The sequence below is a fragment of the Nostoc linckia z4 genome, assembly GCF_002608075.1.
Taxonomy (GTDB): Bacteria; Cyanobacteriota; Cyanobacteriia; order Cyanobacteriales; family Nostocaceae; genus Nostoc; species Nostoc linckia.
Genome location: NZ_LAHA01000031.1, coordinates 1 through 16,655, shown reverse-complemented (window position 1 = coordinate 16,655; position 16,655 = coordinate 1). Strand labels below are relative to the sequence as shown.

Below are 16,655 nucleotides of genomic sequence, written 5' to 3'. Positions count from 1 at the left end.
ACGACGATTGAATGCAATTCTTGTGGGATCGCCACCTAAGGACTACTCTAAATATTAAGGCGATCGCATTTTCCTGGGAATTGCTTCTACTGTACCAATTGCTTTGCACTTTCTTATAAAATCTAATCCCAATGAATGTGAAAAAATAGAGATTCTGATTACGAAAAATAAATTTTTTTATGTAGATTTTTAGCGTCAATTACAAAAATGTGACAACTTCTGTAATTGTATTTTTATGGAAAACAATTCACTTTGATAATCTGCGTAGACGCTTTGCGGCTTGTCGTAGACATCGCACACCACCAACACAGTAGCCATGAGTAAGCTTTTCTGCGTGTCAAAACAACTCTTAACAAGTAAACTGCTGCTTAGTCTCACCTTAATTCTATCTTTAATACTGACAAACACAGCCCTAGCTGACTATAAACCACCTAAAAACCCTTCTAGTCCAAAAACTGCTACAGGTTCAAATGGTACTAGAACTAATGAATGTACTGGCAATGGAAAGACAACTCTGACAGCACTTGCTCCTTTTTCTTATGTTGGACAAACAGCTTCTTTGCAACCGACATTTGCTTGGTTTGTACCCAATTCTCCAACTCGTGAAATTAAATTTAGTCTTTACCGATATGAAGATGGCAAACCTAAGTCTCTGTATACAAAACAGCTGCAAAGTTCGCCAGGAATTATGCAATTTTCACTTATCAATGAAAAGATGAGTTTATCAGTTGGACAACAGTATTTGTGGCAAGTTGCTTTGTTGTGTAACCCCAACCATCCATCAGAAAATTTAATTGTGAGGGCAGAAATTAAAGTTGTGGAAATACCGCCTAGCTTAAAAAATGCGCTTTCACAAACAAAAGAATTAATGAAACGTTCAGAATTATATGCAGAAAATGGACTTTGGTACGATGCATTAGCTGAATCACCAAATAAAACATCAACTCTAATATTGTTGTCACAACTTACGAAAATAGAAGTAGAAAAAGTTAACGAAATTCCAGAATCAGCCGACAAGAAATATTTGCAGCAACAGATTTTACAGTTTCAACAAATTGTAGATTTTGAAAAATTATTAAACTAAATGTAGGGTGTGTTATGCCGGAGGCTAACGCACCGTCAAGAATTCAAGGTGCGTTGCACTGCGTGACAACGCACCCTACATTTACTATTTTCTTATATTAAAATTAAATGTGCTAGTGAAAACTCTTGTATTTATAATCAAGGAATTATAAAAATTAAAAGTTTATGACAGCAAGTAATATTAGGCAGCAAATTTTAGAGCATCTTAAAATATTACCCGCAGAACAAGTAAAAAATCTTCTTTTAATCTGGCTGACTGATTCATCAGCTTCGTTGGAAGATTTTGAGCGGTTACTGATAAATTAATTTAGTCAAATTACAGAAGAATTATTTGAGTACGGTGAGATAGATGCAGCATTAAATTTTCAACCTCTTACTGAAACTCAAATGGTTCAGCAAAGTCAATCTGCTCTTGAAGCTTATTGTTGCACAGGTTCAGGAGTGGCGCATGACCGCGTGCGCGAATGGGTAGATACCTACAACCAATTTCCGATTAAAATTAGAGGTGACCAATAGGCAGGATGAGTAAATTGTCCTCCTTTTGTAATCAGTTCTATTTGAGCAGATTGCAAAGCTTCTGCTTTACTAATATTCGGATTATTTAACAATTTTTTGTAGAAACTAATGGCGATTTGTGCTGTGGAATTATCTGGAATTGCCCAAAGGGAAGCTAAGGTACTTTTTGCGCCTGCTTGGATAGCCACACCTGCTAATCCTAGCGCGGAACGTTCATCTCCGGCTGCTGTTTCGCAAGCAGTTAAAGTTAATAATTCTAACACCTGATTATTACTGGTAAATTTGCGAATCAGTCCTTCTAATTCGTTAAAAGAGAGTTTTTCATTTTTACCTGTAGTTGGGTTTTTACCTGTGACAATGAACGTATTTTCTAGGCCGGTATCAAACTCTCCATGTGTGGCAATGTGGATAATTGAGTAAGCTTGTTTATCTAGTTCTGTTTTGAGGCGATCGCTGTTAAAATCATCATTGAGTAATTTCTTTCCTGGAATCTGTTCCAGCACTCCATTTATTTCTGTATCCACATCAGAAAGTGGCTGATATGTATTATTATCAATTTTGGCATCGACGGTTAAACCCAATGCAAGTACCCGCCACTTTTGCCGGTTTAAAGGTTGAATATCAGTCAGATTAATGCTGGAAATTGTGGCAATGGCATACTTTTGAATCAAATATTTCTCGCCATCATAAAGTGTAGCCATCGGTACACTCCGCAAGATGCCATCTTGAACAAATATCAGTGTTTTAATATCAAGCTGCTGAAATTCTTCAGCAAAAGGCTCAATGAACCACTGATAAATTTGTTTGGCTATTGTAGTGTCATATCCAGAAAGTTCATCCCCACGATCCTCTAAACTTCTGCGGAATTGATTTATTGTGTCGATAAAATTTTGGCGGTTGATGGAAATTGAATTCCAACGATTTTTACCATTTGGCAGAGTTACAATTATTGTGACCCGATCTTCCAAAATGATAGTATTTAAAAAAGCAGTGTTGGCATAAGTAAATTTTTCTAGATTCCCTTGTGGTAATGGTTCAATAATGCAATCGTTACCAAAATAATTTTGTAATTCTGCTAGTTTGAGCGAATCCATAGTTTGCAGAATAAAAGTGATATTATTACTGTCTTGGGAAACTAGGGATTTATTTGCAGTTTTTTGTGGTTCTTCCAGACTCAATCTTAATCCCACTAATTCGCGGTAAATTGGCTCAATAGTATCGCGAAAATCAAATTGGATATCCCGATTAGCTGTTAAAATGTCACGACGAATAGTATCTATAATATTAATTGCTCGTTGATACGCAGAAATCGCTTCGCTTGTTTTGAAAAGGGCTTTGAATATCCTTCCAGTTTGCCATTCCCAAAGATATAAACTATCCCGCGCTTTCAAACCTTGTTCGGCTACGAGTATTGCTTTATTAGTAATTAAAAGTGCTTGGGAATATTCTTGACGACATTCATATATATGTCCTAATTCTCCTAAGGCAAAAGATTCTGCCCGAAAGTCTTTTATTTTATCAGCTATCGCCACGGCTTGCTCAAGTAAAACTGTTGCTTTTGATGATGCGTCTGGCTGAATACAGCTAATTCGAGAGGATGCAGTTTCTCTAGCTACAGGTTGCAGTAAACGCACCAAGTCGATAGTTGCATACACGCGCCTGCGACTCTCAGGTAAACGTTCTAGCAAGTTAATTGTTTGTTGGAGGCTGTTTGCTGCTTCAGTATTGGCATTGTTGCGGTAATATAAAGGGATGATTCGCAAGTGCGATCGCATTTCCCCAGCAACATCATTCTGACTGCTAGCTATTTCTATACTTTGGCGCAGATATTTCAATGCTTGGGAATCTTGTTGTTGAGCATCATCGACAAGTTTTTTCGCCACTTCATCATCACCGCTTTGTGTTGCTGAATCTGCGCGTCGATATTTAACTAAAGCTTGGCTAATATGAGCATTAGCTAAACTATTGAAAACTGAAACACGCAACTCAGCAATATTAAGTTTGTTAGCAATTGCTAGACTTTTTTCGAGATTTGTGATAGTAAAGAGATAATTTCCCCTCAGTCTATTTGCATCACCCAAACTTCCAAAAGCTGCGGCTTCACCAATGAAATCTTTGTGCATTTTGGCAATTTGTAAAGCGCTGTCGCTGCTACAATTATCGCTTGCATCGGGATTGCATAGTAGAGCGATCGCTTTGATTGGTTGTCCTAAACTACTATACACTTGGGCAAGTTCTGTGAGCGATCGCCCCACTCGTTGCAAATTTCCCACTTGGCGATAATAAGCGATAACTTGCTGCCATTGAATAATTGCTTGTTCGCTTTGACCAATTTCATGATAAACTAGCGCCAAATTTTCTCGCACAATTGCTTCTGCTGCAACATTTTTATTTTGTTGATAAATATTTAAAGCTTTCTCCCAACGTTCAATAGCTGCTTTTAAATCTCCAGTTTGGTAAAATTCCAATCCTTGCTGCATTAGTTGACTTGCATCAGGAGATTGTGCCCTAACTATTCCAAGTTGAAGAGGCTTGGTTATTAATAGTACATCACCCAGCCACAAGCAAAATGTCAAACTCGATATGAATAAAAATGCCAACCAGTAGCGCCATCTTGATTTGTAGTTTTTTCTTTTTAAAAAGAATATTGTGGCTATCTTCTGAAATTTCAGCACAGGTAGATTGACAATAAATAATTAACAAAGTTAGTTTTGTATTTTATCTCTAATCAGGTATATTCACTATTAATAATCAATAAAATAAGATCCCCGACTTCTTTAAGAAGTCGGGGATCTGAACCTTGAATAAATCATGAAAAAAATTCTGACACAACTAACTGTAATAAGTTGGTTGATTTGCGTTGTATTGGCAGAATCAGTTTTAGCTCAAAGTAGTAACATCGTACCTGATGATACTTTAAACTCCGAAAGTTCTTTAGTTGAAGAAAACTTCTTGGGTCTGCCTATAGAATTAATCCAAGGAGGAGCAATTAGAGGTATTAACCTATTTCACAGTTTTCGGGAGTTTAATGTCAGCGAGGGTCGAAGTGCTTATTTTATTAACCCTAGCGCTGATATTCAAAATATATTAGCACGAGTGGCAGGAACAAACCGTTCGGAGATTTTTGGTGTTCTGGGTACTCTTCAAAGTGACTTTTCTCCTTCCAAAGCCAATTTATTTTTAATTAATCCCAATGGCATTATATTTGGTCAAAATGGTAGCATCAATGTTGGTGGTTCATTCGTTGCTACTACTGCGGATGCGGTACGATTTAATAACCAAGGATTATTTAGCGCTTCTAGTCCCGAAGTTCCTCAACTTTTGACGATTAATCCTTCGGCTTTTTTGTTTAATCAAATACAACCTGCGCCAATTATTAATCAATCAAGAGGCGTAAATCTTTATCCAGGCATAACATCAGGAATTACTTCTTCCTATGAGAAAAGCATATTACTCTTAGGCGGTAATGTCATTTTTGATGGCGGTATAATCACAGCTTTAGGTGGCAAAGTTGAAGTAGGAGGATTGGCAGAAAATGGTAGTGTTGCATTAAATATAGATGGGAATAATCTCGATTTAATATTCCCAACAAATGTTGCTAAAGCAGATATTTATTTAACTAAGCAAGCACTCATCAATACTACTGGTGAAGCTGGTGGTGAAACTCAATTGGTAGGTAATAATATTAAAATTGCTGGACAATCTGAAATTATTTCAGTAACTTTCCGCAATCAAAATAGCAGAAACATAAAAATTCAAGCATCACAGTTAGATATTTTTGAATCATCTCAGATTGCTACACTTAAATACGCTGCTGGAACGGGCGGAAATATTATCATTGATACCCAAAATCTCAATATATTTGATATTTCTAGCATTGGTACAAATGCAGAAGGGATTGGAAAGGGTGGAGATATTATCATTAATACCCAAAATCTCAATATGTCTCTCAATATGTCTGGTGTTACTCGTCTTCCTGTGATTGTTACAAATACATCTAGTACTGGAGATGGCGGAGATATTTTAATTAATACAGAAAACTTGAACATGAATTTGGCTTTTATTGGTACTGCAACTTATGGCGGACAGGGTAATGCAGGTAATGTATCAATACAAGCTACTAATTCTGTCAACTTGAATAATAGTACATTATCTACTTCCTCTATTGGGTTAGGTAACTCAACTACTCAAGGTGCTGGAGGAAATATGATGATTTCTGCTAAAACATTAAACCTGGAAAATGTATCAGCAATCGCAACTACTAGCTTTTTAGGACAAGGAAATCCTGGTGATACAACGCTCAAAATTTCCGATTCTATCAATTTGTCAAATAGCGGAATATTTGCTAATTCTTTTAGTGCGGCATCAGGTGGTAATATTAATATCGAAACTGAAAATTTAAATATACTTGATGGCAGTCAATTAACTAATAGTAGCTTTGACTTCATCAGCAATAACTCTTTAGATGTTTTAACCAAAACAAATAATTTTCTAGATCCAGCAATTGAGCAGACTCTACTTACTGCAATATTACTACTGCGTAATGATATTAATTTACAAAATACACAAAACTTAGGTCAGTCCAACTCTGGAAATATTAATATACGGGCGACTAAATCAGTAGTCATGAGTAGTATATCACCCACTGATAAAAACCGTCAGAACATAATATCAACTGAAACTCTAGGTGCAGGAAAAGCCGGAACTTTCACTTTAGAAACAGGAGAATTCATTGCCCGTGATGGTTCAGTAATCTCAACTAAAACTACAAGTTCCGGTGATGGCGGAAACTTAATAATCAAAGCTGACGCAGTTGAATTAACTGATAATGCCCAAATTGTTGCCCTGAGTGAAGGAACAGGAAAAGCGGGTAATATTAATTTGAATGCCGCAAGAAATTTAATTGCAACTAATAGTAATATTTCTACCTCCTCGATACAATCTTCTGGAGGAAATATCAATATTAATGCAGAAAATATCCGCCTTTTTGGTAACAGCGACATTCGCACTAATGTTTTTACTGGCGCTGGTGGAGGCGGTGATATTACTCTAAGTGCCAATTCAATTATTGCCCTTGATGATAGCGATATTCTCTCATTTGCCAGCGATGGTCAAGGCGGGGATATTAGATTCAACACCCGTGCATTTCTCAGTTCTCCCCTCTATCGTCCTACTGCTTTTACAACTGATACTGCTACCATAAATACACTTAATGACAATCAACAAGTAGATGTCAATGCCAGTGGTGCAGTTTCAGGAACTATTACCGGAGTACCCGACATCAGCTTTCTGCAAAACAGTTTGACAGAACTACCAGAAAATGCAATTGATACCAACGCTTTACTCGCCAATAGTTGTATTGTCAGACGGAATAATCAACAAGGTGGTAGTTTTTTTGTCACCGGTTCTGGCGGTTTACCCGAACGTCCTGGTGATGCACCACTTTCACCATATTCCACTGGAACTATGCAGTCTGTCTCAAATCAAAACAATTCGTCTACAAGAAATATTTCCCGTTCAAGATGGAAAATTGGTGACCCCATAATTGAACCGCAAGGAATATATCGACTATCAAATGACAAGGTTGTTTTAAGCCGTGAATGTTCTTAATTAATAGGAAGTTCGTATTCATACCAATTCTTTATAAAGATGCGCCTAATTATTCTCCGACATAGCGAATTATCTTTAAAAAATCTCTGTGTACCTTTGCGTTGAAAAAAAGTGGCATATTTGGCGCAGCTTGACAAACAAATGGTATCAGAACTTCAGCCGTTATTTTCTAAATATAGGACTTATAATCGTGAAGTTTAGTAAAGTGTGTTAACTTTCCCCGAATTTAATACCTATATCTTATGGTAGAAGGAAAACAGTATTGTAATTTCTAAGCTAGTTATTAACTTTTCTGATGGATTAATTTATGCTGAACATTATTGCTTGGATAATTCTGGGTTTGATTGCCGGAGCTATAGCAAAAGCTATCTATCCCGGTCGTCAAGGTGGTGGAATCATTGCAACTATGGTACTGGGTATTATAGGTGCTGTAGTTGGCGGAATATTAGTTACTCTTTTAGAGACTGGTAGATTTCAATTGGCTGCCGCATCCCTGAGTATCCCTGGTATAATTGTTGCCGTCATTGGTGCAATCATCGCTATCTTTATATGGAATTTAGTGTCTAATCGTGCTACTTATTAATTGAATCAAATTGCTAGAAAAATTCTAATTGGAGCTAAGTTGTTAGCTAATTTTGCCCAAATAAAAAAAACTCCACTTCATCGAAGTTAGTGGAGTAGTTAATGTTAAAATACCTGAAATGAATCTGCACTAAAATTATGAATTACATTGCATAGGCTACACTAGCTTAAAGCTTTCTTGATTTCATCTTTGATGTTTTCTACAACGTGAATACCTTGGGCTTCGGCTTGCTTTGCTTGTCCTTCAGCTTTATCTTGGGGATTACCAGTTACTTCACCCACAATCTCTTGAATTTTTCCTTCTATATTTTTTGCAGTCGCTTCGATTCTTTTTTCGGCACTCATGGTTTTATCTCCGGCTTGTAGTTAGTCAAGTTACTACTAAATGTAATAGCAATGTATTGTTTGTTACTTCCATCAAGGGGGAGAAAAATTATGCAAAGTATAATATCTTAAGATGGATGCCAAATGGTGCAACACCGCATAGTCTAAAATGTAGGTGATGGATAATAGAGAATTTATATATTTTGAAGAAAAAGTCACGATACAATCAGCAGATAGATATCTAGGGGCGTACAACCATACGCCCCTATCGCTTTGGCAATTTCCATCAAAAGCAAATTTTCACAACAAAGGAAAGTCAAGGAGTGGCAACAAAACGTCATAAAAACATCTGGAAAAGCGAAATTAATGACATCATTCGCGGTGCGTGTGGAGGTTTTTTATTTGGCATACCTTTGCTGTACACAATGGAGGTCTGGTGGATTGGATCGCTGGCAAAACCACAACTGATGATGATGGCCATCGCCCTGATGTTTATTGTGGTTTTCTTGCTCAACCAAACAGAAGGTTTTCGCAAACGCAGATATACTTGGGAAGCTCAACAAGCTGCAATGGATACTGTAGAAGCAATGGCCATTGGAATAATTTGCTCTACCTTTGTGCTGCTACTATTGCGAGAATTGACCCTAGAAACTTCCCTGAGAGAATCTTTAGGTAAAATTATTTTTGAAAGTGTACCTTTCACTCTTGGCGTAGCATTAGCCAACCAGTTTTTGGGAGACACTAGAAACGGCAATGGCGACGAGGAAACAATACCTGGCAAATATGATAAAGCTAAGAAAAACGAAAGCGAAATAGATGCCACTTTAGCAGATATAGGTGCAACTTTAATTGGTGCGATCGTTGTTGCATTTAACATTGCGCCAACAGATGAAATTACCATGTTAGCCGCCGCCGCTTCACCGCTTTGGGAATTAGCAATTATCGCTGCATCTTTGCTGATTTCTTATAGCATTGTATTTCAAGCAGGCTTTTCTGACCAGCGAAAGCGAAGACAGCAAAAAGGAATTTTCCAAAGGCCATCTAGCGAAACTATCATGTCTTATCTAGTATCACTACTAGCAGGTGCTTTTATGCTGTGGTTCTTTCAAAAGTTGACTTTTAGCGACCCCTGGACAATGTGGTTAGACCACACCTTAATGTTAGGTTTACCTGCGACTATTGGCGGCGCAGCTGGTAGGTTAGCGATATGACTAAAACAGAACAAAAACCAAAGCGTTCTTTTGCTGAGTGGGTAACATTCACTATTGCCTCGTTTATCCTAGCCATCATTGTAAGTTTAGTAGTCTACACTTGGCTAAACGAAAAAAACCAACCTCCTATTATTTCTGTCAGTAAAAAAGAGACGATCCGCGAAATTAATGGGCAATTTTATGTACCTTTTGAAGTCGCAAATACTGGAGGAGGCACAGCCGAGTCAGTTCAAATTATTGCTGAGTTAGTAATTGATGGCGAAGTTGCAGAATCAGGAGAACAACAAATTGACTTTTTATCTAGTCGAGAAACAGAAGAAGGCGCATTTGTATTCAGCAAAAACCCCAGCAAAGGTAAATTAAATCTGCGTATTGGTAGTTATAAATTGCCATAATGCAAGAGAATTCAGGAGTCAGAATTCAGAATTCTGAATTTTTAATTTTTATCCTCATATTAGACCTGTTGCATAGACTTCTTGCATAAGTCGGGTAAAGGGGGAAAGGTTTGGTATTTTCCCTTTTCCCTTTGACCACAAGAGTCCAAAAAGCACTTTTGCAAGAACTCTATTCAATAATGCCTAAAATATTAGTATTTATAGTTTATCTACTGCTAAAACTTGTTTAACAAAAGACTCTATCCATTGCAAATATTCTGAACCTCCTACTACTGCGGTATTATTATGCTCCGCAGTTGGAACTAAAAATAGTTGCTTTGGTTCGGGAGCAGCAGCATAAAGTTTTTCGCTCATAAAAGAAGGTACAGCTGAATCAGCAACGCCATGAATGAATAAAACAGGTATTTTTAAGTTTGGCAATTTTTTAATAGATTCAAATCGCTGTGTCAAAATTAAATCTACAGGAAACATCCAAAATTTTTTTCGATAAGTAATTAAATCGCGGATGGATGTAAAAGAGCTTTCCACGATTAAACCAGCAGCTTGTGGCTGTTTCACTGCTAAATCGATGGCTATTGCACCCCCCAAAGAATGACCATAAATAAAAATTTGCCTGGGTGAAATTTGTTGTTGCTGTACTAAGTAATTCCAAGCTGTGGCTGCATCCTCGTAAACCCGCTTTTCATTGGGAAAAGAACCTCCACTGCGGCCATAACCCCGATAATCAATTAGTAACACTGAAAATCCTAACTGATAAAATCGATTGGCGTGAGCTACATTTGCGCCAATATTAATGCCGTTACCGTGCAAATATAGCAACACCTTGGCATTTGGTTGCTTAGTTTTTATCCACCAACCATGAATGCGTTCTAACTTACCTGTTTTTGCAGCTACAGGTAACCAAACTTCTTCGTAAGGGAGATTAAAAAACTCCGGTGTCTTTTCAATCACAGGAGTGGGAAAGAAAATGAATCGAGTTTGGCTGATAAAAAGAAATAGACAAATGCCTAAGTAACTAAACGCCGTAATTATCCCAGCCCAGAGTAGCATTCGTGTAAATACTGGTATTATAAATTGCAGTTTGTCACTTTTCATTCATCCCCGATTTTGTTTTTTTGAGTGTATATTATAACAAAAAAAATACTGAATATAACTGCTTTAGCATTTTAAAATACGCGATTAAGCCATAACAAAAAAAATTTATCTAAAAATCAAATATTTAGTAAATTTACGTATGCAAGTTTAAGTCTTCATCAATGAAAGTAGAGTTAGTCCATATCAGGAGAAGACTGTGACACCCTTAAACGAAGCTCAACTAGAGCAACTAAAGGAAATCAGCACACACTTGCGACAAGTGAGGCAACAAAAATCCATACGCATCGAAGAAATAAGTGAAAAAACAATGATTCGATTAGGCGTTTTGGAAGCATTAGAACATGAGCGATTTGAAGAACTACCAGAGCCTATTTTTCTCCAAGGATTCATCCGTCGTTATGGAGATGCCTTAGGCCTAGATGGAAATGCTTTATCGCACATGCTGATAGCGAATGTTGTCCGCCAAGACCCTAAAAATACTCATAAAAATTTAGATAAAAAACGCAATACATATATACCTCTTCTTATTACCTATATTTTATTATTACTAAGTGCGTCTGCTGGTCTTCTTCATACACTTAATCCACGCCTGACAGCTGAATCAGTGACTCCAGAAGATAACAATCAGCAGTCGATAGTTAGTAATCAGTGAAGGCAAACAGGGCATGGGGAAAGGGAAAGGGGAAAACGAGAAAGATTAAATTTATTCCTTTCCCCTTTCCCCTTTAACCTTTAACCTTTTCCCCTACCTCATGCCCATTTTTAAGATATTTGCGGTTTACGCAGATGCCAATTGGTGGATTGCTCATAAGCATGAGCTACCTGAAAAAGCTGGTCTTCTCGTAGTACATTACCAATTAGCTGTAATCCTATGGGTAACCCTCCATCGTCAAAACCACATGGCAAGCTGATGCTAGGTAAGCCAGCAAGATTGACGGGAATAGTCATTAAGTCATTTAGATACATGCTTAAGGGGTCAGTAGTTTTTTCCCCTGCTTTAAATGCTGTTGTGGGAGATGTGGGACAAACTAACACATCAACTTTACCAAAAGCTTTTTCAAAGTCTTGCTTAATCAGTGTCCGGACTTTTTGAGCTTTTAAATAATAGGCGTCGTAGTAGCCAGCGGAAAGGGCGTAAGTGCCGATCATAATCCGGCGTTTGACTTCTGTGCCAAAACCATTGGCACGGGTACGGGTGTACATAGATAGCAGATTATCGGCATCAGCGGCTCGGTAACCGTATTTAACGCCATCGTAACGAGCTAGGTTAGCTGAGGCTTCCGATGGAGCGATGATGTAGTAAGTTGGCAAGCCATAACGAAAGCGCGGACACGAAATTATATGAATTTCTGCTCCCAAGCTTTGTAGTTGGTCAACAGCTTTGGTAACAGCTTGTTCTACTACAGAATCTAGACCTTCGCCAAAAGTTTCTTTAATGATACCAATTCTCAGTTGGCCTCTTGGTTTAAAGTCTGGTTTTAAGTGAGCAGCGTAGTTGGGAATGGAAACTTTGAGGCTAGTGGAATCTTTGGGATCGTAACCTGCGATCGCATTCAATAATATCGCAGCATCTTCTACTGTGTTTCCAAATGGCCCAATTTGATCTAAAGATGAAGCATAAGCCACCAAACCATAACGCGAAACCAAGCCATAAGTTGGTTTCATCCCCACAACACCGCAAAAAGATGCAGGTTGACGAATGGAACCCCCAGTATCAGAACCGAGAGCAACCACACATTCTTCGGCTGCTACCGCAGCAGCAGAACCACCAGAAGAACCACCAGGGACTCGTGACAAATCCCAAGGGTTAGCCGTAATTTGGTAGGCCGAGTTTTCTGTGGAACTACCCATCGCAAACTCATCTAAATTAGTTTTACCCACCATCACCGCTCCAGCATCAGCCAGTTTTTGTGTCACTGTTGATTCATAAGGCGGCACAAAATTTTCCAAAATCCGGGAGCCGCAGGTGGTGGTAATGCCCTTGGTACACATATTGTCCTTAATCCCCACTGGAATCCCTGCTAGCAGTCCGATTTGTTCTCCAGCAGCGATTTTGGCATCCACAGTACCCGCCTGCTCTAATGCCCGTTCTGCCGTCACACATAAAAAACTGTGCAGTTTCGGCTCTAACGCTTGAATGCGCTCTAAAGCTTCTTGGGTAATTTCAACAGCAGAACGTTCTTTTTTTACTAGCTGTTCGTGCAACTCGCGGATGGATGCCATGATTGCTCTCTTTGTGACTCAAGTCCTTGATTTTAGTACATATTGAATGGAGGGTAAAGGGGAAAGGGGGAAAGGGGGAAAGGGGAAAGGGGAAAGRGGAAAGGGTAAAGGGGAAAGGGGAAAGGGGAAAGGGGAAAGGCGCAAAGTTGGAGCGGAGGAGACCTCCGATCCAAACTTTGTAAAAGAGGACAAGGACGGATCTTTCCTTTCCCCTTTGCCCCTTACCCTTTTCCCTGTGGCCCTTTAGCGTTACTATCTCCCATGCCCCATGCCCCATGCCCTATGCCCTATGCCCTATGTCCAAATACAAGCGAATTAGTATCTATTTAAATGTGTTTAATAAGCTTTTAAAACATTAGTTATCTGCTTATTAACTGCTTACTTATTCGTTTATTAAACTTTTGATATATTGTGATTAATTTTGTGTAAGAGTATAGCAATGTTTTATTGCGTTGAAGAGTTGTATTATTGATAATACTTAATTTACAATTTTCATCATTTTATCAATTAATTAATTTTGTTTGCAAAATTTGTTTGGAAAGGGGGTAGGATGGTAAAAATATTAACACGCAAATATATAGGCAGGCAAAATGTCTATGATATTGGGGTAGAACGCGACCATAATTTTGCGATTAAAAGCGGTTTAATAGCTTCTAATTGCTTCAATAAATCCCATTCAACTGCCTACGGTTATGTAACTTATCAAACAGCATATTTAAAAGCTAATTATCCATTGGAATATATGGCGGCACTGTTGACGGCAAACAGTGGTGATACAGATAAGGTACAAAAATACATTACTAACTGTACAAATATGGGTATTCCCATAGATCCGCCAGATATCAATCGTTCTGGTGTTGATTTCACGCCGACAGGAGGAAAGATTTTGTTTGGCTTTTCGGCTGTACGTAATGTGGGACAAAATGCGATCGCCAGTATTTTGTCAGCGAGAAATGAAACAGGAGAGTTTAAATCTCTGGCAGATTTTTGCGATCGCGTGGATTTACGTGCAGTTAACCGCCGTACTTTAGAGTCACTTATATATTGTGGAGCCTTTGATAAAATTGAAACTAACCGTCAACAGTTAATTAATGACCTAGAATTAGTATATGATTGGGCACAATCTCGCGCTAAAGATAGAGCTAGCGGTCAAGGGAATCTCTTTGATTTATTAGGTGATGGATTTTCTCAAACTCCAAATAAAAGAGTAAATAATGCCTTTGAAACTGCTCCCAAGTCTACAGCTGTGGCGGATTTTCCTCCACAAAAAAAATTACAAATGGAGAAAGAATTATTAGGTTTTTATGTATCAGATCATCCACTCAAATCTTTACGACAAATAGCACCACTTTTGACTCCAATTAATCTTTCACAACTGGGAGAGCAAAGGGAAGATGCAAGACTTTGTGCAGTTGTTATGTTGAATAACGTCAAAAAGGTTGTTACCAAAAAAGGCGATCAAATGGCAATTTTGCAAATAGAAGACTTAACTACACAAGTAGAAGCTGTAGTTTTTCCCAAAACTTATGAACGTATTAGTTCGTTACTCCAGGTTGATACCAGATTAATTATTTGGGGAAAAGTAGATCGACGTGACGATCAAACTCAATATATCGTTGAAGACGTAGAACCAGTAGAAACAGTTCAAATGGTAATGGTGGAATTAAATCCCCAGCAAGCAGTGAATATTGAAGAATTACATCGGTTAAAAACAATTTTGCAAGAGCATTCACCAGATAAAGAAAAAGCGAAAATGCCAGTAATTGGAGTTATACAAACTGAAAATTCGCGTAAACTTGTTCGCTTGGGTTGGCAATTTTGCGTACAAGATTCTAGGATTACTGTCCAAGCTTTACAAAACGCCAGATTTTCTGCTCATATCAAATCGCTGACTGGTAGCTGAATATTAAAAGTGAAAAATCCACTAGTACTGTAAGTAAATTAAGTTAACGGTTTTACTGAACTGTCAACAGTAAATTGCCTTAAGTATTTAGGGATTTGGAAGTTTTTTTTAGTTACTTATGCGGATGGAATAGAACTTAAGAAAATGGTATCTTTTTATGCCATGAACCTTGAGGCTGCGACTGGGGGAAGGAGTTATAACTTGATGATCGTCAACGAGCTACATAAATTTGTTTCATACTGTAAAAGAATTCAACCCCAAACTCAGGAGGATATTCAAAAATTTTTTGAAGGGGTGCTGTTGTTTCCTTATGATAAGGAACTTTTGTTGCAGGCTTATTTATTTTTGAATATTAAAGACTTGTTTCCCTCATGCGCGGAATTGTTGTTGTTTGAAAAATCACCAATATCAGATTATACAGATTTGGGTAAATGTGATTTTGTTTACTTAACCTATAAAGGCAGTCTGTTTTTAATTGAAACTAAGTTTATTGATACAGAAGCAACCGGAGCAACAGAAAGAAAAAGAAGAAATAAACACAGAAATAAGGTATTTGAGCAAGTTATTACCTTAAAAGGTCGATTTAGCGAATATTGGAATATGAGACTAGACCAATTAGAATGTGGAGTTTTCACAACAGATCCAGAAGTCGCTTGGCGCGGAAATGGTGTGAATGTCATCTCGAAATCAATATCTATAGACCATTTGGAAAAATGGCGAAGAAATTATCACACTGTTGAAAAAGGTATTGAAGTCAGCAAACGTTATTAAATTCAACTCAAAATTCATTCTCTATCAACATAAGTTTGCTCTATGGCAATCATATTTGATTTTATATTCCCAGTGTTTAGACCCCGGACTTGTCAAAGAAGTCTGGGGTTTAAGTTTTAGGTTGTTGACTGTTCGCTGTTGACTGCTGACTGTCAACGGTCAACGGTCAACAGTCTTCTATGGAATATTTTTTTACTTGGAAGTTTCTTAAATAGCGATCGCCAACACTAGTATTGAATCTAACCAACTAGTAAAAATAATTTTGTCTTTGTTCAACTATTAATATCTTTGACCCGGAAAATATGTCAGATTACTGGAATAAGTACCAAACGTCTGACAGGAAAACCAAAAAAAATGAAAATTTGGTCTACTATTGCTGTGCTAGCTTCTTCTTGGCTCATATTTGGGGTGATATCTTCCAAGCCAATTAACGCTATTTCTGTTGTAGGACAAAACGCCACGTCATTTCCTACACCAAGCAGCCTGAAAAAGATTACTGTTAGTAACGCTGAGTTTGGATTGAAGAGAGTTGACACCAAAGGTAACGTTACCATTTTCCAGACAACAACAGTCCCACTCCAGGAAGGAAACGTTTACGGATGGCGAATGAAACTCAAAAATTATCAAGGTGAAGTCAAATGGCGCGAAGTTTTGCGTTTACCAAAACCTCCACAAACTTGGGGTACAGATAACGGTGAAAACTTTTCAATTTCCGCAGACGGTACCACATCTATAACCAGGCGCACACAGCCTGCTACCGACGGCGTGATTGAGAATTTTTGGACGATCGCTCCTGGCGATCCACTTGGTAAATATAAAATAGAAGTCTATATTGACGACCGTTTAATTAATACTTTTGAGTTTGAAGTGATTCCAGTTAAGCGGATATAAAAGAGACTGGGGAGATGGGGAGATGGGGAGATGGGGAGATGGGGAGATGGG

Annotated in this window: 14 protein-coding genes; 10 read left to right on the top strand and 4 right to left on the bottom strand. The window is 38.0% G+C overall.

Annotated elements, in window-relative coordinates:
* Positions 1-334 precede the first annotated feature (334 nt).
* Complete coding sequence (locus VF06_RS22560) at positions 335-1,084, top strand: DUF928 domain-containing protein (RefSeq protein WP_180267331.1); 750 nt, start codon at positions 335-337, stop codon at positions 1,082-1,084.
* A 164-nt stretch (positions 1,085-1,248) separates the two neighbouring features.
* Positions 1,249-1,389 (top strand): hypothetical protein, encoded by a 141-nt coding sequence (locus VF06_RS42855; RefSeq protein WP_244918065.1) that lies wholly within the window; start codon positions 1,249-1,251, stop codon positions 1,387-1,389.
* A gap of 170 nt (positions 1,390-1,559) precedes the next feature.
* On the opposite strand, the gene VF06_RS22550 is transcribed toward VF06_RS42855, so the two are convergent.
* Entirely contained in the window at positions 1,560-4,079 is a 2,520-nt protein-coding gene (locus VF06_RS22550) for a CHAT domain-containing protein (RefSeq protein ID WP_218963794.1), read from the bottom strand.
* A 331-nt stretch (positions 4,080-4,410) separates the two neighbouring features.
* Between VF06_RS22550 and VF06_RS22545 the strand changes: the two genes are divergently transcribed.
* Together VF06_RS22545 and VF06_RS22540 are read left to right on the top strand one after the other, a co-directional pair.
* Positions 4,411-7,209 carry a two-partner secretion domain-containing protein gene (locus tag VF06_RS22545; RefSeq protein ID WP_099067560.1) on the top strand — a complete coding sequence of 933 codons (2,799 nt, stop codon included), beginning with the start codon at positions 4,411-4,413 and terminating at the stop codon, positions 7,207-7,209.
* 310 nt (positions 7,210-7,519) lie between these two features.
* Positions 7,520-7,792 carry a GlsB/YeaQ/YmgE family stress response membrane protein gene (locus VF06_RS22540; protein WP_099067571.1) on the top strand — a complete coding sequence of 91 codons (273 nt, stop codon included), beginning with the start codon at positions 7,520-7,522 and terminating at the stop codon, positions 7,790-7,792.
* Positions 7,793-7,953: 161 nt separating this feature from the next.
* Here the strand turns inward: VF06_RS22540 and VF06_RS22535 are convergent, their stop codons facing one another.
* Entirely contained in the window at positions 7,954-8,136 is a 183-nt protein-coding gene (locus tag VF06_RS22535; protein ID WP_073642970.1) for a CsbD family protein, read from the bottom strand.
* Positions 8,137-8,438: 302 nt separating this feature from the next.
* Here VF06_RS22535 and VF06_RS22530 point away from each other — a divergent pair, with 302 nt between their 5' ends.
* Positions 8,439-9,326 (top strand): TIGR02587 family membrane protein, encoded by an 888-nt coding sequence (locus tag VF06_RS22530; protein WP_099067561.1) that lies wholly within the window; start codon positions 8,439-8,441, stop codon positions 9,324-9,326.
* On the top strand, positions 9,323-9,721 hold the full coding sequence (locus VF06_RS22525) for a TIGR02588 family protein (RefSeq protein ID WP_099067562.1): 399 nt from the start codon (positions 9,323-9,325) through the stop codon (positions 9,719-9,721). The genes VF06_RS22530 and VF06_RS22525 overlap by 4 nt, the downstream gene beginning before the upstream one ends.
* 198 nt (positions 9,722-9,919) lie before the next feature.
* On the opposite strand, the gene VF06_RS22520 is transcribed toward VF06_RS22525, so the two are convergent.
* Positions 9,920-10,816, bottom strand: coding sequence for an alpha/beta hydrolase (locus tag VF06_RS22520; RefSeq protein WP_180267332.1), 897 nt, complete (start codon positions 10,814-10,816; stop codon positions 9,920-9,922).
* Between the two features lie 196 nt (positions 10,817-11,012).
* On the opposite strand from VF06_RS22520, the gene VF06_RS22515 reads away from it, so the two are divergent.
* Complete coding sequence (locus VF06_RS22515; protein WP_099067563.1) at positions 11,013-11,468, top strand: helix-turn-helix domain-containing protein; 456 nt, start codon at positions 11,013-11,015, stop codon at positions 11,466-11,468.
* Between the two features lie 110 nt (positions 11,469-11,578).
* Here the strand turns inward: VF06_RS22515 and gatA are convergent, their stop codons facing one another.
* A complete protein-coding gene (gene gatA / locus VF06_RS22510; RefSeq protein ID WP_099067564.1) occupies positions 11,579-13,039 on the bottom strand; it encodes an Asp-tRNA(Asn)/Glu-tRNA(Gln) amidotransferase subunit GatA in 1,461 nt (486 codons plus the stop codon).
* Positions 13,040-13,589: 550 nt separating this feature from the next.
* Here gatA and VF06_RS22500 point away from each other — a divergent pair.
* The 3 genes from VF06_RS22500 (at position 13,590) to VF06_RS22490 (ending at position 16,604) form a co-directional block, all read left to right on the top strand.
* Positions 13,590-14,942, top strand: coding sequence for a helix-hairpin-helix domain-containing protein (locus tag VF06_RS22500; protein WP_099067565.1), 1,353 nt, complete (start codon positions 13,590-13,592; stop codon positions 14,940-14,942).
* Positions 14,943-15,146: 204 nt separating this feature from the next.
* Complete coding sequence (locus tag VF06_RS22495; protein ID WP_099067573.1) at positions 15,147-15,713, top strand: hypothetical protein; 567 nt, start codon at positions 15,147-15,149, stop codon at positions 15,711-15,713.
* A gap of 354 nt (positions 15,714-16,067) precedes the next feature.
* A complete protein-coding gene (locus tag VF06_RS22490; RefSeq protein WP_099067566.1) occupies positions 16,068-16,604 on the top strand; it encodes a PM0630 family protein in 537 nt (178 codons plus the stop codon).
* Positions 16,605-16,655: the final 51 nt, after the last annotated feature.

Coding starts and splice junctions, on each gene's coding strand:
- VF06_RS42855 (WP_244918065.1), top strand. CDS start 1,249: ATGACAGCAAGTAATATTAGGCAGCAAATTTTAGAGCATCTTAAAATA.
- VF06_RS22550 (WP_218963794.1), bottom strand. CDS start 4,079: ATGCAGCAAGGATTGGAATTTTACCAAACTGGAGATTTAAAAGCAGCT.
- VF06_RS22545 (WP_099067560.1), top strand. CDS start 4,411: ATGAAAAAAATTCTGACACAACTAACTGTAATAAGTTGGTTGATTTGC.
- VF06_RS22535 (WP_073642970.1), bottom strand. CDS start 8,136: ATGAGTGCCGAAAAAAGAATCGAAGCGACTGCAAAAAATATAGAAGGA.
- VF06_RS22525 (WP_099067562.1), top strand. CDS start 9,323: ATGACTAAAACAGAACAAAAACCAAAGCGTTCTTTTGCTGAGTGGGTA.
- VF06_RS22520 (WP_180267332.1), bottom strand. CDS start 10,816: ATGAAAAGTGACAAACTGCAATTTATAATACCAGTATTTACACGAATG.
- gatA (WP_099067564.1), bottom strand. CDS start 13,039: ATGGCATCCATCCGCGAGTTGCACGAACAGCTAGTAAAAAAAGAACGT.
- VF06_RS22500 (WP_099067565.1), top strand. CDS start 13,590: ATGGTAAAAATATTAACACGCAAATATATAGGCAGGCAAAATGTCTAT.
- VF06_RS22495 (WP_099067573.1), top strand. CDS start 15,147: ATGATCGTCAACGAGCTACATAAATTTGTTTCATACTGTAAAAGAATT.
- VF06_RS22490 (WP_099067566.1), top strand. CDS start 16,068: ATGAAAATTTGGTCTACTATTGCTGTGCTAGCTTCTTCTTGGCTCATA.